The organism is Klebsiella sp. HMSC09D12 (genome assembly GCF_001808475.1).
Lineage (GTDB): Bacteria > Pseudomonadota > Gammaproteobacteria > Enterobacterales > Enterobacteriaceae > Klebsiella > Klebsiella oxytoca.
The window spans coordinates 78,354-102,154 of sequence record NZ_KV793429.1 but is presented as its reverse complement, the minus strand read 5'-3'; the positions used below and the strand labels follow the sequence as shown (position 1 = coordinate 102,154).

22 protein-coding genes are annotated in these 23,801 nt (G+C 57.2%); 7 read left to right on the top strand and 15 right to left on the bottom strand.

Going from position 1 to position 23,801, the window contains the following annotated elements; translation table 11 throughout:
- Positions 1-50: 50 nt before the first annotated feature.
- The 7 genes from uhpT to ivbL form a co-directional block, all read right to left on the bottom strand.
- Positions 51-1,442, bottom strand: a complete 1,392-nt coding sequence (gene uhpT / locus HMPREF3178_RS06635; protein ID WP_004107098.1) for a hexose-6-phosphate:phosphate antiporter — start codon at positions 1,440-1,442, stop codon at positions 51-53.
- Positions 1,443-1,587: 145 nt separating this feature from the next.
- A complete protein-coding gene (locus tag HMPREF3178_RS06630) occupies positions 1,588-2,907 on the bottom strand; it encodes an MFS transporter (protein WP_004107101.1) in 1,320 nt (439 codons plus the stop codon).
- A gap of 9 nt (positions 2,908-2,916) precedes the next feature.
- Positions 2,917-4,398: a signal transduction histidine-protein kinase/phosphatase UhpB gene (gene uhpB / locus HMPREF3178_RS06625; RefSeq protein ID WP_160887321.1), complete on the bottom strand. Its 1,482-nt coding sequence runs from the start codon at positions 4,396-4,398 to the stop codon at positions 2,917-2,919.
- Positions 4,399-4,415: 17 nt separating this feature from the next.
- Positions 4,416-5,009, bottom strand: coding sequence for a transcriptional regulator UhpA (uhpA, locus tag HMPREF3178_RS06620; RefSeq protein WP_004107112.1), 594 nt, complete (start codon positions 5,007-5,009; stop codon positions 4,416-4,418).
- Positions 5,010-5,187: 178 nt separating this feature from the next.
- Entirely contained in the window at positions 5,188-5,478 is a 291-nt protein-coding gene (ilvN, locus tag HMPREF3178_RS06615; protein WP_004107116.1) for an acetolactate synthase small subunit, read from the bottom strand.
- A 3-nt stretch (positions 5,479-5,481) separates the two neighbouring features.
- Positions 5,482-7,170 (bottom strand): acetolactate synthase large subunit, encoded by a 1,689-nt coding sequence (gene ilvB, locus HMPREF3178_RS06610; protein ID WP_004107119.1) that lies wholly within the window; start codon positions 7,168-7,170, stop codon positions 5,482-5,484.
- Positions 7,171-7,272: 102 nt separating this feature from the next.
- Positions 7,273-7,368 carry an ilvB operon leader peptide IvbL gene (gene ivbL / locus HMPREF3178_RS29670; RefSeq protein ID WP_004107123.1) on the bottom strand — a complete coding sequence of 32 codons (96 nt, stop codon included), beginning with the start codon at positions 7,366-7,368 and terminating at the stop codon, positions 7,273-7,275.
- A gap of 582 nt (positions 7,369-7,950) precedes the next feature.
- Between ivbL and tisB the strand changes: the two genes are divergently transcribed.
- The 4 genes from tisB (at position 7,951) to emrD (ending at position 10,823) form a co-directional block, all read left to right on the top strand.
- Positions 7,951-8,040 (top strand): type I toxin-antitoxin system toxin TisB, encoded by a 90-nt coding sequence (tisB, locus tag HMPREF3178_RS06605; protein WP_004107126.1) that lies wholly within the window; start codon positions 7,951-7,953, stop codon positions 8,038-8,040.
- A gap of 70 nt (positions 8,041-8,110) precedes the next feature.
- Positions 8,111-8,557, top strand: a complete 447-nt coding sequence (locus HMPREF3178_RS06600) for a GNAT family N-acetyltransferase (RefSeq protein ID WP_004107128.1) — start codon at positions 8,111-8,113, stop codon at positions 8,555-8,557.
- Positions 8,558-8,627: 70 nt separating this feature from the next.
- Positions 8,628-9,461 (top strand): DMT family transporter, encoded by an 834-nt coding sequence (locus tag HMPREF3178_RS06595; RefSeq protein ID WP_004107130.1) that lies wholly within the window; start codon positions 8,628-8,630, stop codon positions 9,459-9,461.
- A gap of 177 nt (positions 9,462-9,638) precedes the next feature.
- On the top strand, positions 9,639-10,823 hold the full coding sequence (gene emrD, locus HMPREF3178_RS06590; RefSeq protein WP_017145200.1) for a multidrug efflux MFS transporter EmrD: 1,185 nt from the start codon (positions 9,639-9,641) through the stop codon (positions 10,821-10,823).
- 247 nt (positions 10,824-11,070) lie between these two features.
- Here the strand turns inward: emrD and dsdC are convergent, their stop codons facing one another.
- A complete protein-coding gene (gene dsdC / locus HMPREF3178_RS06585) occupies positions 11,071-12,000 on the bottom strand; it encodes a DNA-binding transcriptional regulator DsdC (RefSeq protein WP_004107132.1) in 930 nt (309 codons plus the stop codon).
- A 223-nt stretch (positions 12,001-12,223) separates the two neighbouring features.
- Here dsdC and dsdX point away from each other — a divergent pair, with 223 nt between their 5' ends.
- The gene (dsdX, locus tag HMPREF3178_RS06580) at positions 12,224-13,561 is read left to right on the top strand and encodes a D-serine transporter DsdX (RefSeq protein WP_004107133.1); all 1,338 of its coding nucleotides are present in this window, start codon (positions 12,224-12,226) and stop codon (positions 13,559-13,561) included.
- 17 nt (positions 13,562-13,578) lie between these two features.
- Complete coding sequence (gene dsdA / locus HMPREF3178_RS06575; RefSeq protein WP_004107134.1) at positions 13,579-14,907, top strand: D-serine ammonia-lyase; 1,329 nt, start codon at positions 13,579-13,581, stop codon at positions 14,905-14,907.
- A gap of 53 nt (positions 14,908-14,960) precedes the next feature.
- Here the strand turns inward: dsdA and HMPREF3178_RS06570 are convergent, their stop codons facing one another.
- The 5 genes from HMPREF3178_RS06570 to HMPREF3178_RS06550 form a co-directional block, all read right to left on the bottom strand.
- Complete coding sequence (locus tag HMPREF3178_RS06570) at positions 14,961-15,491, bottom strand: radical SAM protein (protein WP_004107135.1); 531 nt, start codon at positions 15,489-15,491, stop codon at positions 14,961-14,963.
- The gene (locus tag HMPREF3178_RS06565; RefSeq protein ID WP_004107142.1) at positions 15,488-15,850 is read right to left on the bottom strand and encodes a DUF202 domain-containing protein; all 363 of its coding nucleotides are present in this window, start codon (positions 15,848-15,850) and stop codon (positions 15,488-15,490) included. Before HMPREF3178_RS06565 ends, HMPREF3178_RS06570 begins: the two co-directional genes overlap by 4 nt.
- On the bottom strand, positions 15,840-16,187 hold the full coding sequence (locus HMPREF3178_RS06560; RefSeq protein ID WP_004107145.1) for a YidH family protein: 348 nt from the start codon (positions 16,185-16,187) through the stop codon (positions 15,840-15,842). The genes HMPREF3178_RS06565 and HMPREF3178_RS06560 overlap by 11 nt, the downstream gene beginning before the upstream one ends.
- 235 nt (positions 16,188-16,422) lie before the next feature.
- Positions 16,423-17,916: a sulfatase-like hydrolase/transferase gene (locus HMPREF3178_RS06555; RefSeq protein WP_004107147.1), complete on the bottom strand. Its 1,494-nt coding sequence runs from the start codon at positions 17,914-17,916 to the stop codon at positions 16,423-16,425.
- Positions 17,913-19,628, bottom strand: coding sequence for a solute:sodium symporter family transporter (locus HMPREF3178_RS06550; protein WP_004107149.1), 1,716 nt, complete (start codon positions 19,626-19,628; stop codon positions 17,913-17,915). The genes HMPREF3178_RS06555 and HMPREF3178_RS06550 overlap by 4 nt, the downstream gene beginning before the upstream one ends.
- A 175-nt stretch (positions 19,629-19,803) precedes the next feature.
- Between HMPREF3178_RS06550 and HMPREF3178_RS06545 the strand changes: the two genes are divergently transcribed.
- A complete protein-coding gene (locus tag HMPREF3178_RS06545; protein ID WP_004107151.1) occupies positions 19,804-20,697 on the top strand; it encodes a helix-turn-helix transcriptional regulator in 894 nt (297 codons plus the stop codon).
- Here HMPREF3178_RS06545 and HMPREF3178_RS06540 read toward each other — a convergent pair.
- A complete protein-coding gene (locus HMPREF3178_RS06540) occupies positions 20,694-22,016 on the bottom strand; it encodes a 6-phospho-alpha-glucosidase (protein WP_004107159.1) in 1,323 nt (440 codons plus the stop codon). The two genes, HMPREF3178_RS06545 and HMPREF3178_RS06540, sit on opposite strands and share 4 nt — an antisense overlap.
- Positions 22,013-23,635 (bottom strand): alpha-glucoside-specific PTS transporter subunit IIBC, encoded by a 1,623-nt coding sequence (locus HMPREF3178_RS06535; protein ID WP_004107161.1) that lies wholly within the window; start codon positions 23,633-23,635, stop codon positions 22,013-22,015. The genes HMPREF3178_RS06540 and HMPREF3178_RS06535 overlap by 4 nt, the downstream gene beginning before the upstream one ends.
- Between the last annotated feature and the right edge of the window lie 166 nt (positions 23,636-23,801).

Below are 23,801 nucleotides of genomic sequence, written 5' to 3'. Positions count from 1 at the left end.
ATAAAAAAGCCCGGCGCAAAGGCCGGGCAACGTGACTCACACCCAATGACTCAGGCAGTCTGCAAAGTTTGTGTCTTTTTCTGACGGCGAATTTTACGTTCTTCAAACACCGCAACGATGGCCATCAGGCAGATGCAGCCAATTGCCGCCGCATCCAGCGCCGCAAAGGTCCCCGCCCAGCCGGTGAGGCCAAAAATCGGCGTTCCGTCGGCGATCATCCCGAGGCCGAGCTTGGCGAAGCTATCGCCGATCAGATAGGCAAAGGTGCCCTTGATCCCGTCGGCTGCGCCAATCGCTTTTTTCGGCACAAAGCCTACTGCGGCAACGCCGATCAGCAGCTGCGGGCCAAAAACCAGGAAACCCAGCGCAAACAGCGATGCGAGATAAACGTACTGGTTACTGGCGTGCTGATAAACCCCAAGGGTGGCGATAATCAGCGCCAGCGCAATGCAGGCTACCAGCGCCCGACGACCGTTTGCCAGATCCGACAGCCAGCCCCATAGCAGCGTGCCGACCAGCGCGCCTACTTCAAAAAGGGTAAAGCCCTGAATCGCCACTTCTTTGGAGAGCTTCAGCTCCTGGAAAGCGTAAACGGTGGACCACTGGTCAATGCCGATGCGCACCACGTACAGAAAGATGTTGGAGAAACACAGCAGCCAGATAACTTTGTTCTTCAGCACGTACTCGACAAAGATCTGCCATTTGGTCATGGCGTTCTCTTCCGTCTCTTTATCCTCTTCGCTGATCTCTTCGCCAAACAGCTCTTCGGCGTTACCGAGACCGTAAGATTCCGGGGAGTCGCTGCCGAAGCGCAGGCCGATAAAACCGACGATTAGCGCAATAATCGACGGGAAGATAAACATCCCGATGACGTGGCCGTCGAACAGGTAGTTCGCGCCAAACAGCGCCACGCCCGCGGCGCCGGCGCCGCCGAGGTTGTGAGAGATATTCCAGAATCCGAGGAAGGTGCCGCGTTTACGGCGGGGCGTCCACTTGGTAATGGTCGAATAGCTGCACGACCCGCCGGTGCTCTGGAAAAAGCCGCTCAGGGCGTAGAAGGCGATCATCAGGAACAGGCTGGTCGACCCCGCACCCATGCTGGCGCTGAAGCCGAGCATACAAATGGCCGAGAGGATCAGCATAAACGGCAGGAACTGCTTGGTGTTCTTACCGTCTGCGTAGTAAGAAACCAGCGTTTTACCCACGCCGTAGGTGATAGAGAATCCGAGGCCGATCATCCCCAGCTGCGTCATGCTCAACCCGTAGGTGGAGATCATGTCGTTCTGCGCGATATTAAAGTTTTTGCGGATCAGGTACATGGTCAGATAGCCGATGAAAACCACCAGATACGACTGCATGAACGGTTTGAACCACATTTTGCGCCGCGCTTCGAGCGGCAGGTCCAGGGTAGGCTTGCGCACCTGGTTTAAGAAGGCCAGCATGATTGGGTGACTCCTGAGCTGATTTACTACCTGCGAATAGCAGGCATTGTAAAAATCAGCCGGAAGACCCGCCTGAGACAGCGTCCAGGCGAAACCGGGAAAATTTCTTAGTTTTACGCCATTCGGCGGAGAAAGGTGAGGCAGATCACGCTTCTCTCGGCGCCTGGGCATTTAGAAACGGCAGCAGCAGCAGAGCGGAGATGCCGGCAGCAATGGCGATGACCACGAAAAAACCGCTCCAGTGCCAGATCTCCATGACCTGCGCCAGCGGCCAGCCGGAGAGCGACGCGCCAAGATAGGCAAACAGCCCGACAAAGCCGGTTGCCGCCCCCGCCGCCTCTTTGTGCGAGCACTCCGCCGCCGCCATGCCAATCAGCATCTGCGGGCCAAAAACGAAAAAGCCGGCGGTAAAGAAACAGGCCGCCTGCATCACGTAGCTGGCGAACGGCATCAGCCACAGGCCGCCGACCGACAGCAAAATCCCGGCGGCGAAAATCAGGTTCATCGGCCCGCGATTGCCGTTAAACAGCTTATCCGAGCCCCAGCCCGCCACCAGCGCGCCGATAAAACCGCCTACCTCGAACATGGTGACCGCAGAATTCGCCGTGACCAGATCGACGCCGAGCGTTTCCGACATATAGAGATTGCCCCAGTCGTTAATCGCTGCGCGCACTACATATACCAGCACGTAGCACAGCGAGAGCAGCCAGATATAGGGATTCAACAGCACGTATTTGGTGAGGATCTCTTTGCGAGTCAGCCCTACCCCTTCCTGCTGCTGGGCAATCTCCAGTTCATCGTGACGCCAGTCGCCTACTGCGGGCAGCCCTACCGCCTGCGGCCGGTCGCGCAGTCGCCAGCAGAGAAACAGCCCGGCGAGGATCGCCAGCATGCCGGCAATCATCATTCCCGTTCGCCAGCCGTAGTGCAGCGCCGCCGCGCCAACCACCATCGGGATCAGCGCCCCGCCGACGTTATGCGCCGTGTTCCACAACGCCCACCAGCCGCCGCGTTCGGTACGCGAATACCAGGCCGTCAGCAGACGCGCGCACACCGGCGACCCCCAGCCCTGGAAGAAGGCGTTCAGGGCCCACAGCAGCGCGAAGGCCCACAGCGAAGTGGAAAAGCCAAACAGGATATTCACTACGCCGGTGGCGACCAGACCAATCCCCATAAAATAGCGAGCATCAGAGCGGTCGCTGACGATACCGGAGAAAAACTTCGATAGCCCGTAGGTGATGTAGAACAGCGTTGCCAGCAGGCCGATATCGCTACGCGTCAGTACGTTGCTGGCGAGGATTTCCGGCACGGCGGCATTAAAGCTTTTACGCGTAAAATAAAACAGCGCATAGCCCAGCCAGATGGTCAGCAGAATATGTCGACGCCAGTAGCGGTAGCGCTCGTCCAGCGCCTGTTTATCGGTAATCGGCGGAGCATCGGGCGGAGATTTCAAAAAGGCAAACATCGTCGTTCCTCAGGCGTAGCGCAGCGGCAGGCTGACGCAAACGCGGGTGCCGTGGGTGCAGGAGATGGTTAAGGTGCCGCCCAGCGCGCTGACGCGTTCGCGCATGCCGGTGAGGCCAAAGCCCTGCTGACCGGAGCCCGGCGGCAGGCCGCAGCCGTCGTCCTCCAGCACCAGCATCAGCCGCTGCTCCTGCTGCCAGCCCTGCAGCGTGACGGCGCTGGCGCTGGCGTGTTTGACAATATTATTCAGCCCCTCCTGACAAACGCGGAACAGGGTGACTCGCTGGTTTTCACTCAGCAGCGACTCATCAATACGCCACTCCAGATGGCTGACCATACCGCGATCCTCCAGCTCCATTTCGCGCATCAGCGAGCGAACCGCCTGCTCAAGCGTCAGATCGTCCAGCTGGCGCGGGCGCAGGCGGCCCAGCAGGCGGCGCACCGAATCATAGACGCCGAGCGAAAGCTGTTCAATCAGCTGCCCGCTCTGCCTGACGCTGGCGCTGTTCGGCGCCAGACGCTGGACGATCCCCGCCTGGGTGCGGATGGCGGTAATGGTCTGGCCGATATCATCGTGCAGCTCGCGGGCGACCTCGCGACGTACGCTCTCTTCGGTTTCCAGCAGACGTTCCGCCAGCCGCTGGTTACGCACCAGCTCGTTTTGCAGCGACTGGTTCAGCTCGCGCAGCCGCTGAATGCCGGCGCCCAGCAACAGGCCCGTCAGGCTTTGCGCCAGCAGCGAAAGCAATAAATCCACCGGGTGTTCGTGCCAGGTCTGGCTGGCGATCAGCGCGATAGCGTTCATCAGGGTCGCGATCAGCGCGCCCTGCCAGCCGTAATGCCAGGCCAGAGCGATAATCGGCAGCGCCAGGCAGAAGGGCGTAAATCGTGAGAGCTCGGCGGGTAGCCCCAGCTGAAGCCAGAGGCTGACGCTGAACAGCAGCAGGTACCAGACAAGATGCCGCCCGCGCCAGTTCACCGGCTGCGAGACCAGCGATGGCCCCAGCGGCCGCCAGACGGTGCTGGTGAGATAGTGCCAAATCACCAGGCAAGTGGGAGCCAGCGTCAGGCCGCCGGTCAGGGTCAGCAGCAGCGCGTTCAGCCCCTCTTTACCCTCCAGCAGCCACGGCAGCGACTGAAGCAGCGCAGCGGCGATCAACGCGCCCCCCTGGCGCAGCAGGGTGAGCCAGTCGCGCTGCTGACGATAGCGCGAGATCAGCGCCACCGGCAGCAGGGTCAACAGACTTCCGGTCATCAATATTATCGGGTGCGCCAGCGCAACTTCCTGCGCCAGCCAGAGGATCAGCAGCCACTCCGCGCCCAGCAGAACCGGCCAGTAGCCGCGCGGGCACTGCAGCATCAGGCCAAGACGCAGCCCGAAGGGAAACAGCAGTACCGCAAGATCGGCACGCTCTACCAGGTGCAGGCTGATGCTCCACAGGCAAAACCACGCGGCGGAAAAGATAAAGCAACAGCCGATAACCGAGAGCAGCCGGGAGAGAAAGGCGTTCATTGCCAGCTATCGAACATGCGGCGCGCCAGCTCAACGTCGTTGCTGACGCCCAGCTTTTCCAGCAGATTGGCACGATGAACGTGCACGGTTTTTGGCGACAGGCCCAGCTCGGCGGCAATCTCCTTTACCGCCATCCCCTGCGCCAGCTTTTCCGCCACTTCGCGTTCGCGTTTGGTCAGCGGGTCCCGTCGTCCGGCCGCCAGCTTCATGGCGATATCCGGCGTCAGATAGCAGCCGCCGGCCGCCACGGTGCGGACGGCAGCGATCAGCTCATCCGGGCTGCAGCGCTTGGAGAGAAAACCGCGCGCGCCGGCGTTCAGCGCCTGCTCCACCAGCGCCGGACTGTCGTGCACCGACAGCATTACGATCGCCATTCCTTTCGGTAGCTGGCTTAACAGCTCAAGCCCGGAGATATCCGGCATCGAGATATCGCAGATGCAGACCTGCACGCCGCGGCCGGGCAGCCCCGCCAGCGCTTCGCGCCCGGAACCGAATTCTGCGACGACCTGAAAATCGGCTTCCAGCCCCAGCAGTTGGGCAAAGCCGGAGCGGACGATAAGATGATCGTCAATAAGGGCGATTGTGGTCATGGCGATTCCTGGGAGGATAAAAAACGCGCTTACCTTAACGGTATAAACGTCATCCTTCAAGCTGCCTCTGTCCCCCAGTCGCTTACCTGAGTAAGCGCCCGGGGATGCTCATACTTGCTGCCCTGATGCGGCTTGAGTGATTTTGTCTATCGCGCGCCGCGGTTCAAGCCGCGAGCGATTATTCGAAGAACACCGCAATTTTGCTGAACATGGAGGGATCGGACTGATTGCGTACCACTTTCTCAACGTCTTCCAGCTTTTCAATCTGACTAATCATCTGCCCGAGGCGCTGATCGTCGTTGACCAGTAGCCAGATGCGGCTCTGGTTGCTGTCCTGAATCGGCAGACAAAGAATGCCTTCCACGTTAAATGCGCGGCGGGCAAACAGGCCGCAAACGTGGGTCATCACGCCGGGATGGTTGCGCACGGTGAGCTGTAGAATAACGTTTTCATGAGTCGCTTGTTGCATGGCTTATTCCCCCACCATTTCAGTATTGGCCGCACCCGGCGGTACCATCGGATACACTTTTTCTTCAGCATCGATACGCACGTGGATCAGCGCCGGACCCGGGCGGTCGATAATCGCCTGCAGCGCCGCCTGCGGGTCGGCTTCGTTATTTAAATCACAGGTTTGCAGACCAAAACCGGCGGCAATCTGCATAAAGTTGACCATGCCAGGATAGGTTGCGGCGAATACGCCCTGCTTATAGAACAGGCTCTGCTGCTGATAAACCAGCCCCAGCGCTTCGTTATTCATGAGGATAATTTTCACGTCCAGCTGATTTTCCGCCGCGGTAGCCATTTCCTGAATGTTCATCATCAGGCTGCCGTCTCCGGAGAAGCAGATGACCTTGCGCTGCGGGTTAGCCAGCGCCGCGCCTACCGCGGCAGGCAGACCAAAGCCCATGGTGCCGAGGCCGCCGGAGGTCAGCCACTGGCGCGGACGGTTCAGCGGATACGCCTGCGCGACCCACATCTGGTGCTGGCCGACGTCGGTGGTCACGATTGCCTCATCGTCAACGCAGGCGGCAACGGCGTTAATCAGGCCATAGTGGGTAAGCGGGTCTTGCTCCTGCGGAATGGTGCAGGGGAACTCCCGCTGCAGATCGGCCACCAGCTGCAGCCATTCGCTGCGCGGCTGCGCCTCGACCTGCGGGATCAGCTGCGCCAGCACTTCGCCAACATCGCCCTGAATCGCCACGTGCGGCTGTTTGATTTTACCCAGCTCAGAGCGGTCGATATCAACGTGGATAATTTTCGCATTCGGGCAGAACTGCTCGGTTTTACCAATCGCCCGGTCATCAAAACGCGCCCCTAAAACAACCAATAAATCAGCCTCTTGCAAAATAAAATTGGTGCTGCGCGCGCCGTGCATCCCCAGCATGCCCAGCGACAGCGGATGCGCTTTCGGCAGCATCCCCAGCGCCATCAGGGTCTGGGTGGTCGGCAGGTTGGCTTTTTCCGCCAGTTGGCGAATGTGCTCAGGCGCGTTGATCACCCCACCGCCCAGATAGAGCACCGGACGCTGCGCGGCGTTAATCATCGTCGCCGCTTCACGCACGCTGGCGCTATCGAACATCGGAGCCGCCGTACGGGCGCCGGGTTCCGGCAGGGCATCGAGCTCAATGGTCGCGGCCTGAACATCCTTAGGAATATCTATCCACACCGGCCCTGGTCGCCCGGACTGCGCGATGCGAAACGCGTCGCTCATCACCTGCGGCAGTTCAGCGATGTTGCGTACCAGATAGTTATGTTTCGTGATGGGGATAGAGATACCGTAGGTGTCAACTTCCTGGAAGGCATCGGTGCCGATCATTGAAGCCGGAACCTGGCCGGTAATGCACACCAGCGGAATCGAATCCAGACGGGCATCGGCGATAGCGGTGATCAGGTTAGTGGCTCCCGGGCCGCTACAGGCCATACACACCGCCGGTTTGCCCTCGGTGCGCGCCATGCCCTGGGCGATAAATCCCGCGCCCTGCTCGTGACGCGCCAGAATATGGCGGATCTGAGTGCTTTGACTTAACGCATCGTAAATCGGAAGGATGGAGCCGCCCGGAATGCCGCTGACCGTAGTGATCCCCTGACGCTCCAGTAAATGAACGACTAACTGTGCGCCAGTGAAGCGCATTTTTTGTGATGTTGTGCCCGAACTTGCCATGCTCCAGTCCTTTTATTCTGGGCCGACTTACCGGGGGGCATGAAACGAAAAACCCCGCTCGGTTTGCGCCGGCGGGGTTTGGAATTCGTGTTGTTCCGGACCCTACGGCGCGTTGCCGACGACGACCACCACAGACACGACGACCACCGCGGCAGGCGCGGTTAGTAGTAGGGTCGAAGTCAGCGTGGTAGCGTTCATTAGGGACCTGTTGTCTCAAAAAAGGGAATGAATTTATACAAACACAGCTTTTGTCATTTCACAATGGATTTATTTTCAACCAGGAAAAACTGCGCGGAAGATCACATTAATTTGCGGCGGGATAAAAACAAAAAACCCCGCCGCGGCGAGGTTTTCTGCTCGGTATTTTACGGTTGGTGGCCGCAAGCACACTGTATTACGTCAACGAAAAAAGTATACGCGATCGGGGAAGAAGGCGCAATTTTCACGACGGTTTTTGCTGATTTAGAGTATGGATCGCGTATGCAAATTTGTCCAAAAAATACTGTTCATACATACAGTATTCATTCTATACTGAGGGGGTACGCAGGGTGAATCTGGGGCCGCACTTTTACCGGCGCAAAAAAAGTCCTGGCTGAAACGGGTGGTGCCGTCAGCGCCTTAACCCCAGAAGAGCACACTGTGTTACGTCAACAAATACCCCGAATCATTTAGCCCGCAACCCACTGGTCGCGCCTGAATGATGACGGGTATACCCTGGCTGGCAACAGGCGGCGGAAAGGTACGCCAGCCGGTTGTGCTCCTGAACCAGAGGAGACGCGTATGGGCGGAGTGGATATCGTTGTTCTGATCCTGAAACTCATGGTTGCCGTGTTGCAACTACTTGATGCAGTCCTGAAACAGTTCCGCTGATTCAGGTTCAAGTCGCACCTGAGAGGGGCGGGAAACCGCCCCTCTACAGGCTAACCTGACGGAGAAAATTATGGCCCCCTTGTTGATTGCCGCCATCACCCCGGACGAACCCGGTTTTTCGGCACTACGCGCCGAAAGCCTGACGCAAAACCTGACTATGCTGGGCCGCCTGGCGGAGAACTGGCAGAGCGAGATAAACCGCTTTAACGCGCCGGGAGAAAAGCTGCTGGGCGCTTTTGCATTTGGGCAGCTGGTCGGGGTTTGCGGGCTCAATGTCGACCCTTTTAGCCAGCAGCCGCGAGCCGGCCGCATCCGCCATTTATATATCGGCGAGCGCCACCGTCGGCAGGGGATCGGGCATCAGCTGCTGGTCTCGGTTATTACCCACTCCGGCGCCAGCTTTGATTTTCTCAACACCCATGCGCCGTCAACGGCCTGGTCGTTTTATGAAAATCTGGGATTTCGCCCGGTCTATGATGAACCGCGGGTCACCCATCGCCTGTTTTGTTCGCTCTAGCTGTCTCTGGTTGCCAAAGCGCGCCCATGTTACAGTCCAGTGACGATTTATCCCCCAGCGCCAGGCTGCAATGACCATTACCGTATTCTGTATATTGCTGTTCGCCGCCCTGCTTCACGCAAGCTGGAACGCTATCGTTAAAGCCAGCGGCGATAAAATGTACGCGGCGATTGGCGTTAGCGGCTCAGCCTCGCTCATCGCCCTGGTTTTGCTCCCTTTTGCCCCCCAGCCGACGCTGGCCAGCGTGCCGTTTCTTGCTGTCTCCTGCGCGCTACAGGTGGTGTATACGGTGCTGGTGGCGAAAACCTATCAGGTCTCGGATATGAGCCAGACCTATCCGCTGATGCGCGGAACCGCGCCGCTGCTGGTGGCGATAATCAGCGTTATCTTCCTTGGCGACCACCTCTCTCCGCTGGCGTGGCTGGGCATCGGCGTCATCTGCCTGGCGATACTGGCGATGGCGTTTAACGGCCGATCCCGTTCAAGCACCGGTATCCTATTAGCGCTGATCAACGCCTGCTTTATTGCCGGTTATACGCTGGTAGACGGAACCGGGGTGCGGCTTTCAGAAACCGCACTGGGCTATACGCTATGGACCTTTTTTATGAATGGCTTCTGTCTGCTGGGCTGGGCGATGATTGCCCGACGCCCGCAGGCCAGCCGCTATCTGCGCCAGCACTGGAAGAAAGGCCTGGTCGGCGGCGTTGGCACTATGGGTTCTTATGGCCTGGCGCTGTGGGCAATGACCCAGGCGCCGCTAGCGGTGGTCGCCGCCCTGCGCGAAACCTCAATTCTTTTTGGCGCGGTTATCGCGTTTATCCTGTTGAAAGAAAAGATGGTTCCATTACGCATCGTGGCTGCCTGCGGCATTGCCGCCGGGGCGATTCTGCTGCGGCTGTCGTAAACCACACATGGCAACATTAGTTGCCGATTGTTGTTTACAAAACCTGCCTGAACATCCCCGATAATCCCCCCTTACAGGGTTGTTCTGTCATTTTAATATGGTAGATTCCTCCATCGTTTTGCGGATGTGCCAGTCACATATTCTTTACCTTCAACTTTCTACAAAGTATTCATCGACATGAAACGGCATAAGAACTTCAATTTGTTGTTGATGCTGGTACTGCTGGTGGCCGTCGGCCAGATGGCGCAGACCATTTATATCCCGGCGATTGCCGATATGGCGGTATCGCTAAACGTGCGTGAAGGCGCGGTACAGAGCGTGATGGCCGCTTATCTGCTGACCTACGGCGTCTCGCAGCTTTTCTACGGCCCGCTCTCCGATCGCGTTGGCCGGCGTCCGGTGATCCTCGTTGGGATGTCTATTTTTATGCTGGCGACGCTGATTGCCATTACCACCCATAGTCTGCCAGTGTTGATCGGCGCCAGCGCACTGCAGGGAATGGGTACTGGCGTCGGCGGCGTGATGGCGCGTACCCTGCCGCGTGACCTGTATGAAGGCGCGCAGCTCAGGCACGCCAATAGCCTGCTGAATATGGGAATTCTGGTAAGCCCACTGCTGGCCCCGTTGATTGGCGGTATTCTTGATACCTTGTGGAACTGGCGGGCCTGCTTCGTATTCTTGCTGATTCTTTGCGCTGGCGTCACCTTCAGCATGGCGCGCTGGATGCCGGAAACCCGGCCCACCGGCGCACCGCGCACCCGTCTCATCACCAACTATAAAACGCTGTTCGGTACCGGCGCGTTCAACTGCTATCTGCTGATGCTGATCGGCGGCCTCGCGGGCATTGCCGTATTCGAAGCCTGTTCCGGGGTGCTGATGGGGGCGGTGCTGGGACTGAGCAGTATGTCGGTCAGCATTCTGTTTATTCTGCCGATTCCGGCGGCGTTCTTTGGCGCCTGGTTTGCCGGGCGGCCAAACAAACGCTTCCCGACGCTGATGTGGCAGTCGGTGATTTGCTGCCTGCTGGCGGGCGTGCTGATGTGGATACCGGGCCTGCTGGGCGTGATGACCGTCTGGACCCTGCTGGTTCCTGCTGCGCTGTTCTTCTTTGGCGCAGGAATGCTGTTTCCGCTGGCAACCAGCGGCGCGATGGAACCTTTCCCGTTCCTTGCCGGCACCGCCGGGGCGTTAGTGGGCGGATTACAAAACATCGGTTCCGGCGTGCTGGCGTGGCTGTCGGCGATGATGCCGCAAACCGGCCAGGGCAGCCTCGGCCTGCTGATGATGCTGATGGGATTGCTGATTCTGCTGTGCTGGCTGCCGCTGGCGTCGCGGTTTCATCAACATCAGCAGCCGGTTTAAGGCTTCTTGGCGGGTTCCCCGGGTCGCGACGCGGCGCGTCTTACCCGGGCGACAAAATGACGGACGCCGGTAAACCCGTAGCCCGGCGAAGCGCAGCGCAAGCCAGGAAGCGGTGGCGAATTATCAGCCCCGGCATAATTCCCGGAGGCGATGCTGCGCATCTGTCCGGGCTACCGGCCCCCAGACGGCGGTAAACCCGTAGCCCGGTCATACACACAGCGCCACCGGGATGAAACTAAGCCGGTCATCATAATTGCGCCTGGCTCTGCAGCCAGTGGATAAAAGCATCGATTTTCGGCCACTGACGGCCCGGCAGGGTCGTCACGTAGTAGTGCTGATGGCATTTCAGGGTCATCTCGCCGAACGGCGCGATCAGTTCTCCGCTCTCCAGGCGCTTTTGCACCAGCCGCTTACGCCCCATCGCCACGCCGACGTGATTCATCGCGGCAATCACCGCTAAATCCGAACGATCGAAGCCAATACCCGACGATTGCGGCAACTCGATGCCGAATGTCTGCGCCCAACTGAACCACTCATCGGTGCCGGAATCGTTACTCCAGGCCTGACGATCGTGCAACAGCGTACAGTGGCGAAGATTACCGGGATTCTGCGGTAGCTGATGCTGGCGCGCGTAGTTCGCCGTGCAGACCGGCACGATGGCCTCATCCATCAGAAAATGGTGGCTCAACTGCGATGAAGGCGCATCATCGAAGTAGATCGCCAGATCAATGCCCGCACGCTGCATATTAACGTTATCGTTGCCGGTCAGCACGGTGAGCGATATCGACGGATAGCGGCGGGTAAAATCGCCGAGCGCAGGCACCAGCCAGCACTGGGCGATGGACGGGCGCGAATACACCGTTAAGGTTCCCGACAGCTCCTGATTTTTAATATCCAGAATCTCCTGGTTTAAGCTATCCAGCGAGGACTTCAGCGCCCAGTACACCCGCTTACCTTCATGCGTCAGCTCTACCTTGCGATGCGAGCGCACAAACAGCTGGATCCCCAGCTCTTCTTCCAGCTGGTTGATACGGTGGCTCACCGCGCTCGGCGTCAGCGACAGCTCCTCCGCCGCCAGCGCAAACGACTCATGCCGGGCGGCGACTTCAAAGGTATACAGCTTCGATAGCTGCCAGCCGTTAAGCAGGCGAGTGCCTAACTCTTTTAGTGTTTCCATCTCTTACTCCTTCACTATTCCCCGCCGAGTGTAAGAAATTTTTCGCGCCAGCTGCGCGTTAAAGATGAATAAAAGTGATTCATAGCACACATAACAGACAATTTTAGAGCAAAATCACCTTTTTGATTCAATCTGGTTCATCTGAAGGGCCGTTTATATCGTTTGTCAGCAGGCGTCGTTTTTCTGTTCAATAGCGATAGATTATTCACAGGCGAGGTGGGGTATGGAATCTCAGATCTGGGTTGTGAGCACGCTGCTGATCAGCATCGTGTTGATTGTGTTAACTATCGTCAAACTGAAGTTTCACCCGTTTCTGGCGCTGCTGCTGGCCAGCTTTTTCGTCGGCGCCATGATGGGCATGAGCCCGCTGGATATGGTTAACGCCATCGAGAGCGGGATTGGCGGCACGCTGGGCTTCCTGGCGGCGGTAATTGGGCTGGGGACGATTCTCGGCAAAATGATGGAGGTCTCCGGCGCGGCTGAGCGTATCGGCCTGACGCTCCAGCGCTGCCGCTGGCTGTCCGCTGACGTCATTATGGTGCTGGTGGGCCTGATTTGCGGGATCACGCTGTTCGTTGAAGTAGGCGTGGTGCTGCTGATCCCGCTGGCGTTTTCCATTGCCAAAAAGACCAACACGTCGCTGCTCAAGCTGGCCATCCCGCTGTGTACGGCGCTGATGGCGGTACACTGCGTGGTGCCGCCGCATCCGGCGGCGCTGTTTGTCGCGAATAAGCTGGGCGCGGATATCGGGACGGTGATCGTATACGGTCTGCTGGTGGGCCTGCTGGCTTCGCTGGTCGGTGGCCCGCTGTTCCTGCGGCTGCTCGGCAACCGCCTGCCGTTTAAAGCGGTTCCGGCTGAATTTGCCAATCTCGAAGTGCGCAAAGAAGAGACCCTGCCTTCGCTTGGCGCCACCCTGTTTACCGTCCTGCTGCCGATCGGCCTGATGCTGGTAAAAACCATCGCCGAACTGAATATGACCAAAGGCGGCACGCTGTATATGCTGCTGGAGTTTATCGGTAACCCCATCACCGCCATGTTCATCGCGGTCTTTGTGGCCTATTACGTGCTGGGCATCCGTCAGAATATGGGCATGAGCATCCTGCTGACGCATACGGAAAACTGCTTCGGCTCTATCGCCAATATCCTGCTGATTATCGGCGCAGGCGGGGCCTTCAACGCCATCCTGAAGACCAGCGGTCTGGCCGATACGCTGGCGGTAATTCTGTCGAACCTCGATATGCACCCGATTCTGCTGGCCTGGCTGGTGGCGCTGATTCTGCATGCCGCAGTCGGTTCCGCCACCGTGGCAATGATGGGCGCAACCGCCATCGTCGCACCGATGCTGCCGCTCTATCCCGGCGTGAGCCCGGAAATCATCGCTATCGCCATCGGCTCCGGCGCGATTGGCTGCACTATCGTGACGGACTCCCTGTTCTGGCTGGTTAAGCAGTACTGCGGGGCAAGCCTTAACGAAACGTTCAAATACTATACCACAGCGACCTTTATCGCTTCGCTGCTTGCACTGGCCGGTACATTCCTGCTTTCTTTCATCATCTGAGCGCAAAGAGACGTAATATGAAAAACGCTGACATGACCAATTTACTCGCGCAGTTTCCTCTGCTGGAGGAACTGATAGCCCTGAAAGAAACCACCTGGTTTAACCCGTCAACGACGTCGCTGGCGGAAGGGTTACCCTACGTTGGCCTGACGACAGAAGACGTTCAGGACGCCCACGCCCGGCTCGATCGTTTTGCGCCATACCTGGCGGAAGCCTTTCCGGAAACCGCAGCCACTGGCGGTATTATCGAATCAGAACTGGTAGCCATCCCGGCAATGAAGGCCCGGCTGGAAAAAACCTTTCATCAACCGATTGGCGGCGATCTGCTGCTGAAAAAAGACAGTCACCTGCCGATTTCCGGCTCGATTAAGGCCCGCGGCGGCATTTATGAAGTGCTGACGCATGCGGAAAAACTGGCGATCGACGCGGGATTATTAAACACAACCGATGATTATCGTAAGCTGCTAACCCCCGAGTTCAGGGCCTTCTTCAGCCAGTACAGCATCGCCGTTGGCTCCACCGGCAACCTGGGAATGTCGATTGGCATTATGAGCGCACGCATCGGCTTCAAGGTGACGGTACATATGTCCGCCGACGCCAGAGCGTGGAAAAAGGCCAAACTGCGCAGCCACGGCGTAACGGTGGTGGAGTACGAAGAGGATTACGGCGTGGCGGTTGAGCAGGGACGGCAAGCCGCCGAGTCCGACCCGAACTGCTTCTTTATCGATGACGAGAACTCGCGCACCCTGTTCCTCGGCTACTCCGTGGCCGGTGAGCGGCTAAAAGCGCAGTTTGCCCGCGAAGGGCGCGTAGTGGACGCCAGTCATCCTCTGTTTGTTTACCTGCCGTGCGGCGTTGGCGGCGGCCCCGGCGGCGTGGCGTTTGGCCTGAAGCTGGCGTTTGGCGATAGCGTACACTGCTTCTTCGCCGAACCGACCCACTCCCCGTGCATGTTGCTGGGTGTCTATACCGGTCTGCATGACCAGATTTCGGTTCAGGATCTGGGGATTGATAATCTGACCGCCGCAGACGGCCTGGCGGTAGGCCGCGCCTCCGGTTTCGTGGGTCGGGCAATGGAGCGCCTGCTGGATGGGTTCTACTCTCTCGATGACCAGACCATGTACGATATGCTGGGTTGGTTAGCCGAAGAAGAAGGTATTCGCCTGGAGCCATCCGCTCTGGCCGGCATGGCCGGGCCGCAGCGGGTCTGCGCCAGCCAGGCGTATCAGCAGATGCACGGTTTCACCGCTGAGCAGATGCGCAATGCGACCCATCTGGTGTGGGCAACCGGCGGCGGCATGGTGCCGGAAGAGGAGATGGCGCAGTATCTGGCAAAAGGACGGTAAACCTGCAGCAAGGGCAATACGATGGCGACGAAGCCTCTTTCGTCGCCATTTTTTTAGCGCAGCAGATGCATAAGCTCAACCGGCGAACGGTGCTGATTGAGTAGATCGCGCAGAACGCGCATATAGGGAGCGCTCCAGCTATAAAACTGCCGGTATCCCTCACAAAGGGCATTGGAGCCATCCTCCAGACGCAGCTGCGGGCAGCCCCCACCGCATAATCTTAGCCAGGCGCAGCCAGCGCAGGCCGGCCCCGGCGGATTATTAGCATACTGCACCGACTCGCCGCGCCATGCGCGCAGCGTGGCCTCAAACAGCGGCACGACGATACGATTAGCATCTTCTTTGACCCAAATCGCGAAAACCGCGCAAAGAAAATCCCCCCACAGACGGGCGTCGGCGGGCTGCAGATGGGGAATAAACTTGATAGCCACTGCCCCCTGGGCGCTCAACTGATGGTAGACGAGCTCGGGGCGTTCACACTCCTGACGATGAATGATCACTTCATGCACGGGAATATCGCTCGCCAGAGACTGGCAGTTGCCGCAGTGCCGATCGTCACCGTAGTCAGCCTGACATCCTGTCATGTCACATCCTTAATAAACAAAATCACCTGTCGTATATGGGTTACAGCAAACAACAATGACAGGGAAAGTACTGCGAATGCGATCAAAAATTTGTCACGAACCGCCTGCGGCTGAGCAAAATCGCTTTGCTCGACGTTCATCAGATTACGGCTGCGGGTATAGCGCCAGAGGATAATGGCAACGAACGGCAATATGCCCAGCGAGATCCAGAATGGAAGCCCCGCCTGATGCCAGTGGTGCTTAATCGCCAGCGCCAGCAGCGCGCCATAGCCCAGCAGGGTTCGAAACCAGGCCAGCGACGTGCGCTCCGGCTGCAGCCCCGGATCGCTCTCACGACGCGCCCGACGATTATCCGGCATAGAGCACCAGCGCCATCACCACCACGATAACGATGGTCAACAGAATGCTGATCAGCAGCAACGTGCGGGTATAGGGCAAATCCTGCTTAAGGCGCATCGCTTTTTCGTTGCTCAGCCAGCGTAAATAGCCGTATATCGCCAGACCGCCGGCAAACAGGCACAGCAGCAGAGCGAGGATTTCGCGAATCAGCGGCGTGGCGAAATCCGGCGCCAGCTGGTCGAGGCCAACGCCACCGGCCAGAAAGCCGAGAGAAGTGCGGATCCACGCCAGAAAGGTACGTTCATTGGCCAGCGAGAAGCGGTAATCCGGTGCTTCGCCAAGGCGGGATATTTTCATCATAACTCCTTGATGGGTTCCCGATTGCGTAAAATACCGGCGATTCTACCTGAGAGCCAAAGCCGAAGGCATTAATAATCGCCCCATTTCAGAGAAAGTTCAGGCCTGACAGCCGCTTAAAGTCGGGCTATCAGGCCGATGATGGACGGCCATATCGTGCAAGTTATGGCCCAGCGGGTCCGCGTTTCTACCGGGCAATACCTGACGAGCGCTCTTTTCCCGCGCGTTGAACTCGTCAAAACTTCTGTTTTTTCTCCTCCACCTTCACGCCCCGCGTCGGCAGTCCAGTGTCATAGTCGCGCACGACCGGCGAGTAGCCGTCCTGCGGGCGCGGGCGGAAAGCGCCCATCCAGCGCGGCAGGGCATCCGGCCGCCACGGACGCAAGCTCCATTGATAAGTACGGAACGGGTCGCGGATTTTATCCATATAGTTAAGCAGCGCATCGTGCATTTGACAGCGAACGTCGGCGAAATCGGGGCGATTAATAAGATTATACAGCTCATCCGGGTCGTTTTTCCTGTCGTACAGTTCATCGCTGGTAAACAGGTTAAGCACCAGTTTATACTCATCCGTCACCCAGCAGCGCACCGGGATAAACCCGCCAAAGCTGTCATGTTCAATCTCATAGCGATTGAATTCCACCATCACCCCGCGCGACGTATCGGCGTTAAGAATATTATCCCCCGGCAGAATATCGGGCTTAGGGATACCCGCCAGCGCCATCATCGTCGGTAGCAGGTCGATATGGCTGACCGGCGCGTCGATCTGCATGGGTACGCCCTGCGGCGGGCGCATGATCAGCGGAATACGAGTGATATCGTCATACATCGCCGCGCCTTTGCTAATGAGCCTATGGGCGCCCATCATCTCGCCGTGATCGGAAGTATAAATAACCCAGGTATTGTCCCGCTGCTGTGGCGTTAAGGCGTTAATCACCCGACCAATCTGATCGTCGACAAAGTCGTTGCAGGCAAAGTAGAGCGGATGATGATAGCGCCCATCTTCACCTACCGGGGAGGGCATCGCCTGCGACCACAGGCGATGGTGTTCCGGTTTATCGGCGAGCGAGTCATGAGCCTTTGGCCCAAGATCATAATAAAAGTCCTGGTACTTGCGCAGATACTCTACCGGGCAGGTAAACGGATGGTGCGGCTCATCGTAGGAAACCACCATCAGGAACGGCTCGTCAGCGCGGGCGGGCTGGCGCAGGAAGTCGACCGCCCGGTTGCTGATGCGGTGCGCCCAGGTGAAGGTTTCATCTATCCCATGCTGCAGTAAATCTTCTACGCTGTTCAGGCCGTTACGCCACAGGCCGATCTCTTCCTCAGTCAGCTCTGCGAGGTAATTCGCGCCGTCAAACCAGTAGTCAGCGTCCCACTCGGGCGGGCACTCGCCGGTACCAAAGTAGTCGTGACCATCCAGATGCCACTTGCCGATATAGCAGGTGCGGTAACCCGCATCCTTAAAGTAGCGCCCCATGGTGGAGATATTTTTTCCCGGCGCGACGTTATTGGTCCACGGGCCGGACTGGTTGGCATAGATTCCGGTAAACAGTCCGGCACGTGCCGGGGTGCATACCGGCGAGCAGGTATAGGCGGAATTGAAGCGGATACCTTCGGCGGCCAGACAATCAATATTTTGGGTATTCAGCGGCTTACCGCTGTAACAACCCACCATATTGGTAGCCTGGGTATCGGTCATAATAAACAGGAAATTGGGGCGACTCATGATTTTTCCTTCACATCGATAGCATAGGAAGCTGGAGCGGAGCGGCGTTCCCGCCAGCTGCTGTAAATCAGATAGATAATGACCGCTGCGGTAATGGCGTAGCTCACCGCCGCCAGCCAGCGAGTGCCGTAGCCGCCAAACTCGGCGAGGCCCGCGTAAACGCCGATCATCGCGAACAGAATGCCCACCGAGGCAATTTTCACGTGCCGGTACGGCTGCATATCAACGGCAAACGCATCATGGAATGTAAACGGCGTCGCCCGCGGCTTAATGAAGCCGATAACCAGCATCACCACCACGTTGATGCAGAACGTGCAGGCGAGCACGTAGAGGAAATGGAAATCAAATTTCACCAGGTAATTAATCGTGATGTAGCTAACAATCCCCAGCCCCATCGCTACTTTGGCGGCGATCGCCGGGATACGCGGAAAGAAGAAGCCCATAATGATGATGGTTACCAGCGGCACGTTATAAATACCGTTGAGCTGCTTCATCCAGCTATACAGCCCCTGCGGCGCATTAGCGATCCACGGCGCGACAATCACCGAGATCACCGCAATAAAAAGGCCAAATTTCCGCCCAATGCGCACCAGCTGCTCCGGCTGGGCGTTTTCATTGATGATGCGCCGGTAAATTCCCATGCTGAACAGGGTACTGGCGCTGTTTAAAAAGCCGTTAAAGGTACTGATAACGGCGCCAAACAGAACGGCGCCAAAAAAACCGACCAGCGGAAGCGGCATGACCTTGTTGACCAACGTCGGATAGGCCATATCCGCGCTCGGCAGATCCTGGTAGAGATGAAAGGCAATTAAACCGGGAAGCACCAGAATCAACGGATCGAGCATCTTGAGAACCGCCGTCAGCAGCGCCCCTTTCTGCCCCTCCGCCAGGCTTTTTGACGCCAGGGTACGCTGCACTATCCCCTGATTAGTACACCAGTAGAAGGTGTTCACCAGAATCAGGCCGGTAAACGCCGCGCCAATCGGTAGGGGGTCGCTGCTGCCGCCAATAGAGTTCAGCTTCTCCGCGTGTACCGTCGTCAGCTGCTCGATACCCTGTAAAAAACTCCCCTTCCCCATCGCCATCAGGCCAAAAATCGGTACCATCAGGCCGCCAATCACCAGGCCGATTCCGTTAATGGAATCAGCGATTGCCATCGCGCGCATGCCGCCGATTACCGCGTATAAAATCCCGGCCAGACCGAGCAAAATCACCAGTAACCAGATGGCGGCGCCCTGGGTCAGGCCCAGCGATTCACCAATATGAAAAAGGCTATTCAATGCCAGCGCGCCGGAGTAAAGCACGATGGGTAAAAAGCAGATACCGGTGGCGATAAGAAAGCAGAAGTCGATAATAATGCGGGTCGTTTTATCGTACCGCTCTTCCAGAAAGTCCGGGATGGTGGCGATACCGCGCTGCAGATAGCGGGGAAGAAAGATCAGCGCCAGGAAAATCAGCGTCACCGCCGATGTCACCTCCCAGCCCATAACCGACATGCCGCTTTTGTAAGCCTGGCCCGATAATCCCACCAGCTGTTCGGTCGATAAGTTGGTTAACATCAGCGAGGCGGCGATGACCGGCGCTTTCAGCGAACGGCCGGCAAGGAAATAGCCCTGCTGCGAGCCGGTATCCGCTTTTCTTACCTTAAACCAGGTAATGATAGCCACCAGCAATGTAAACCCGACAAAGCTCAAAATTTGTATGGCATTCATCTTAAAGCCCTTATTTGTCATTATATCCCGGCGCTATCCGGTACAGAGGAATAGCGTTTTATCCAGGTAAGGCGATGATTTATATAAAACGAGATGCAATGTATCCCTGCAAGGCTATTTCTTGCTAAATTCACCTCATCAGGTTGCAGGCATCATTGGCCGATGGGAAATTAAAATGAATGGAAAAATACAGATTTCGCATGTAAAAAACGAAACTACGTATAACATTCCGTTAGTTCTGGAAGAAAATGTGATCTCAAGCGGGATTTCACTGCTCTCGCTATGGCATACCCTGGCCGATGAAAGCTACCGGGTCAGCTGGCCGCGCGATAAAAAGAAACCGCTTATCGCCAACTCATGGGTGGCGATATATACGCTCCAGGGATGTGGTAAAATATATCTCAGAGACCACACTGAAATAACCTTAAACGGTAACTGCGTCATATTCTTAAAACCCATCGAGATCAAATCCTATCACTGCGCCGGATTGGTCTGGGAACAATACTGGATGGAATTTATTCCTACTACGCTGATGCCTATTCCGGTATTACAAATCGGTACTATTTATCACGCCGATATTTTTAATAAGGAACTCAATGAAGTGGCCTTATTGATTGCTGACCGCGATCCGCTAAAGAATAATCTGGCCGTCGCCTACCTCACGAAAATCATTTATCAATGGATTTGCCTGATCGCCGAAAATGGCAAAAAAGATCGTCAACTGCAAAAGCTGGAAAAACTGATTGCCGCTCTACACGCTAATCCGCAAAAGCGCTGGAGCGTAGCCGATATGGCTGATGCTATGCAGTGCAGCGAACCCTGGCTGCGGCGCCTCTTTTTGCGTCATACCGGCAAAACGCCAAAGGAGTATTACCTTAACGCCCAGCTTGAGCTGGCGCAGTCGCTATTAAAGCAGGAGGGGAATACGGTGGGTAAGGTGGCGGAGATGCTGAACTTCTTCGACTCCTTTCATTTTAGCAAGGCGTTTAAACGCCGCTTCGGCTATGCGCCCTCAGCGGTACTAAAAATGAATGACCGGCACCCTATGGATGCCGGTCAGCAGGATTAATGCAGTTCCGGCCAGTACTCTTTATTGGCCGCGATCAGGTCATCAAGAATCGCTTTGGCGACCGATGCGCTCGGCACGGTTTTCGACAGCGCAATCGCCTGCCATAGCTTATGGTAAGAACGCTGTTCCCAGGCATCCACCACCAGTTTTTCCACCGCGACCTGCTGGCTCATCATCCCTTTCTGGAAGTGCGGAATATCGCCAACCGTCAGCGGCTCCGGTCCGTTGTGGCCAACCAGGCACGGAATTTCCACCATCGCATCGGCATCGAAGTTATGAATCGCGCCGTTGTTCGGCACAATCAGCAGCATGCGTTCCTGGGTATTAAAAGCAATTGCCGCCGCCAGATCGACGATATAGGAAGCATGTTCGTCAATTTCCAGATCCCCCGCGGATGAGTTACCGGCCTCAATAATGGCCCGGCAGGCGCTAAAGACGTTTTTCTCGCGATGATCCATCACCTCGTTGGCGCGGGTACGTTCCGGGTTAGAGTGCGCCACGACGTAGTCCGGGAACAAATAATACTTGAGGTAAGTATTGGGCATCGTATCCGGATCCAGCGCCTGCACGTCCTTCGCCTTGGCGAAGGTATCGTTCCAGCTGGCCTCGGTATGCGGGTCGTTTGACGGCGGCACATAGCCGAATTTCGCCACATGTTCGCGTAGTTTCGGCATCAGATCGTTGCCCTGTAAATCTTCAATCGAGGTCCACCAGCCGAAGTGATTCAGACCGTAGTAGCGCACGCGCATCTGTTTGCGGTCCTTAAGACCCACGATTTGCGCCATGCGCCCTTCGATACCGATCGGCATATCGCAGATGTTGAGAATTTTAGCGTTCGGACGCAGGCGACGGGTCGCTTCCGCCACAATTGCCGCCGGGTTGGAGTAGTTCAGCATCCAGGCGTTTGGCGAATATTTTTCCATATAGTCCACCAGTTCCAGAACGCCGCCGATGGAGCGCATACCGTAGGCGATACCGCCAGGACCGCAGGTTTCCTGCCCCAGCACACCGTGACGCAGCGGAATTTTTTCATCTTTTTCACGCATCGGATATTTGCCCACGCGGATATGCGCCATCACGAAATCAACGTCGGTAAAGGCCGCCTGCGGGTCAGTGGTGTAGCTGAACGCGATATCCGGCGCCTGCTCTTTGAGAATGACTTTGCACGCCTCGGCGATGGTCTCCTGACGCGCGCCGTCGTTGTCGTAAAATTTCAACGACCGCAGCGGGAAGCGATCCTGGTTCGCTAACAGCATCAGCACGATGCCCGGGGTGAAGGTACTGCCGCCGCCTGCGATAACAACTGAGAATTTTTTCATGATACTGCCTCCGTCATGGTGGTTTGTTCGGTCTGTAGAGAATCTTTTATCAGGGTTTCCAGCTGGTCGCGGACCTGAGGAACGTGCAGGCCGACGATGACCTGAATTGCGTTGCCGCGGCGGACTACGCCGTGGGCGCCCAGCGCTTTAAAGACGTCGTCGCTTTGGGTCTTCGCCATATCGACCAGCGCAATGCGCAGCCGGGTGGCGCAGTTATTGATGCTCTCGATGTTGCCCGCTCCGCCCAGCGCCTGCAGGAAGCCGGCGGCCTGGCCCAGTTTGGTATCTGTAGCCCCCGCAACGCTGGTTTTGCCGCGCGCGGCCTGGTAATCCGCTTTGCTGTAGAGCTTAATTTCACTCTCTTCACGGCCCGGCGTTTTCAGGTTCAGGCGCAGAATCAGAGTGCGGAAGATAACGAAGTAGATCGCGGTGAAGCATGCGCCAACGCCTATCTGGATAAACATCATCGACGCGTGGTTGTGGAACATCGGGATCCAGTTTTGCGGCAGGAACTGGTCGAGCAGGCCGCCGCCAAAGTTGCCTACCACGCCGCAGATATACATCACCGTCGCCATAGTGGCCGCCAGCACCGCATGGACGGCAAACAGCAGCGGCGAGATAAACAGGAAGGTGAACTCTAACGGCTCGGTTATTCCCACCAGTACGGCGGTCAAGGTGGCAGGAATCAGCAGACCGGCGACTTTCACGCGGTTTTCCGGTGCTGCGGTGTAGTAGAGCGCCAGCGCGATCCCCACGGAACCAAAGACCTTCGAGTTACCGTGCAGCGCGAATCCGCCTTCCGGGAACAGGGTTTTCAGCGCCTCGGTACTCTGGCTGAATTCATGTAAATGCTGCGCCCAGTAAACCTGAATACCGCTTTCCACTACCGCCGGGCCGAAAATAAACGGTCCGTAGACGAAGTGGTGTAAACCGGTCGGGATCAGGATACGTTCAAGGAAGATATAGACCCAGACGCCCAGCGCCCCGGCCGAGCGTAAAAAGGCCTGCAGGGATTCGATACCCATCTGCACTTTTGGCCATCCCAACAGCGTCAGCCAGGCGCAGGGAATCATCGCCAGGAAGGCGACAATCACCACAAACGAGGAGCCCTGGAAAATCCCCAGAAACACCGGCAGCGGTTTATCGAAGTAGCGGTTATGCAGGGCGGTCACCAGCCCGGAGATAACGATCGCGCCAATAATGCTGGTATCGAGCGTTTTTATCCCGGCCATCATCGTCAGGCCGCTGCCTGCCGTTGGTTCAACGGAGAAGTCGACGCCGAAGAAGTGGCCCCAGGTCATCCCCATGGCGTTGATGAAATAGTTCCAGGTCATGAAGCTGACCAGTACCGCCAGACAAGCCCGGCCCTGAGCTTGTTTCGCCAGGCCGATCGGCAAACCGACGGCAAAAATCAGCGGCATATTACGAAAGACGGTCCAGCCGCCCTCTTCAATGATGTAAACGATCTGAGCAAACAAACTATCGGGGGCTGTGAGCGCTTCGCCGACGAACATCGGGTTACGCAACATAATGGCGATACCCACCACGATCCCGGCGAAAGGAAAGAGTAAAACCGGGGTAAACATGGCGCCGCCAAAGCGTTGTATTTGACTGAGCATTTGAAAATCCTCATGTAACAACTTATAGGGTGAGTGGCCTTATTGATACCCGGCATGCTCCACGAACAATGGTGAATAATTCAGGGTAACTATTGGTACTGGCCTGGGACGAGAATAGAAATTTGCCCGAGCGGCAACATGCGGCGCCGTTGCGATTCGTGATCGC

Coding starts and splice junctions, on each gene's coding strand:
- HMPREF3178_RS06550 (WP_004107149.1), bottom strand. CDS start 19,628: ATGAATGCCATACAAATTTTGAGCTTTGTCGGGTTTACATTGCTGGTG.
- ilvN (WP_004107116.1), bottom strand. CDS start 5,478: ATGCAACAAGCGACTCATGAAAACGTTATTCTACAGCTCACCGTGCGC.
- ilvB (WP_004107119.1), bottom strand. CDS start 7,170: ATGGCAAGTTCGGGCACAACATCACAAAAAATGCGCTTCACTGGCGCA.
- HMPREF3178_RS06555 (WP_004107147.1), bottom strand. CDS start 17,916: ATGAGTCGCCCCAATTTCCTGTTTATTATGACCGATACCCAGGCTACC.
- uhpA (WP_004107112.1), bottom strand. CDS start 5,009: ATGACCACAATCGCCCTTATTGACGATCATCTTATCGTCCGCTCCGGC.
- HMPREF3178_RS06535 (WP_004107161.1), bottom strand. CDS start 23,635: ATGCTCAGTCAAATACAACGCTTTGGCGGCGCCATGTTTACCCCGGTT.
- HMPREF3178_RS06630 (WP_004107101.1), bottom strand. CDS start 2,907: ATGTTTGCCTTTTTGAAATCTCCGCCCGATGCTCCGCCGATTACCGAT.
- uhpT (WP_004107098.1), bottom strand. CDS start 1,442: ATGCTGGCCTTCTTAAACCAGGTGCGCAAGCCTACCCTGGACCTGCCG.
- emrD (WP_017145200.1), top strand. CDS start 9,639: ATGAAACGGCATAAGAACTTCAATTTGTTGTTGATGCTGGTACTGCTG.
- tisB (WP_004107126.1), top strand. CDS start 7,951: ATGGGCGGAGTGGATATCGTTGTTCTGATCCTGAAACTCATGGTTGCC.
- HMPREF3178_RS06560 (WP_004107145.1), bottom strand. CDS start 16,187: ATGAAAATATCCCGCCTTGGCGAAGCACCGGATTACCGCTTCTCGCTG.
- HMPREF3178_RS06595 (WP_004107130.1), top strand. CDS start 8,628: ATGACCATTACCGTATTCTGTATATTGCTGTTCGCCGCCCTGCTTCAC.
- dsdX (WP_004107133.1), top strand. CDS start 12,224: ATGGAATCTCAGATCTGGGTTGTGAGCACGCTGCTGATCAGCATCGTG.
- HMPREF3178_RS06565 (WP_004107142.1), bottom strand. CDS start 15,850: ATGCCGGATAATCGTCGGGCGCGTCGTGAGAGCGATCCGGGGCTGCAG.
- HMPREF3178_RS06570 (WP_004107135.1), bottom strand. CDS start 15,491: ATGACAGGATGTCAGGCTGACTACGGTGACGATCGGCACTGCGGCAAC.
- HMPREF3178_RS06545 (WP_004107151.1), top strand. CDS start 19,804: ATGAATGGAAAAATACAGATTTCGCATGTAAAAAACGAAACTACGTAT.
- dsdA (WP_004107134.1), top strand. CDS start 13,579: ATGAAAAACGCTGACATGACCAATTTACTCGCGCAGTTTCCTCTGCTG.
- HMPREF3178_RS06600 (WP_004107128.1), top strand. CDS start 8,111: ATGGCCCCCTTGTTGATTGCCGCCATCACCCCGGACGAACCCGGTTTT.
- dsdC (WP_004107132.1), bottom strand. CDS start 12,000: ATGGAAACACTAAAAGAGTTAGGCACTCGCCTGCTTAACGGCTGGCAG.
- HMPREF3178_RS06540 (WP_004107159.1), bottom strand. CDS start 22,016: ATGAAAAAATTCTCAGTTGTTATCGCAGGCGGCGGCAGTACCTTCACC.
- ivbL (WP_004107123.1), bottom strand. CDS start 7,368: ATGAACGCTACCACGCTGACTTCGACCCTACTACTAACCGCGCCTGCC.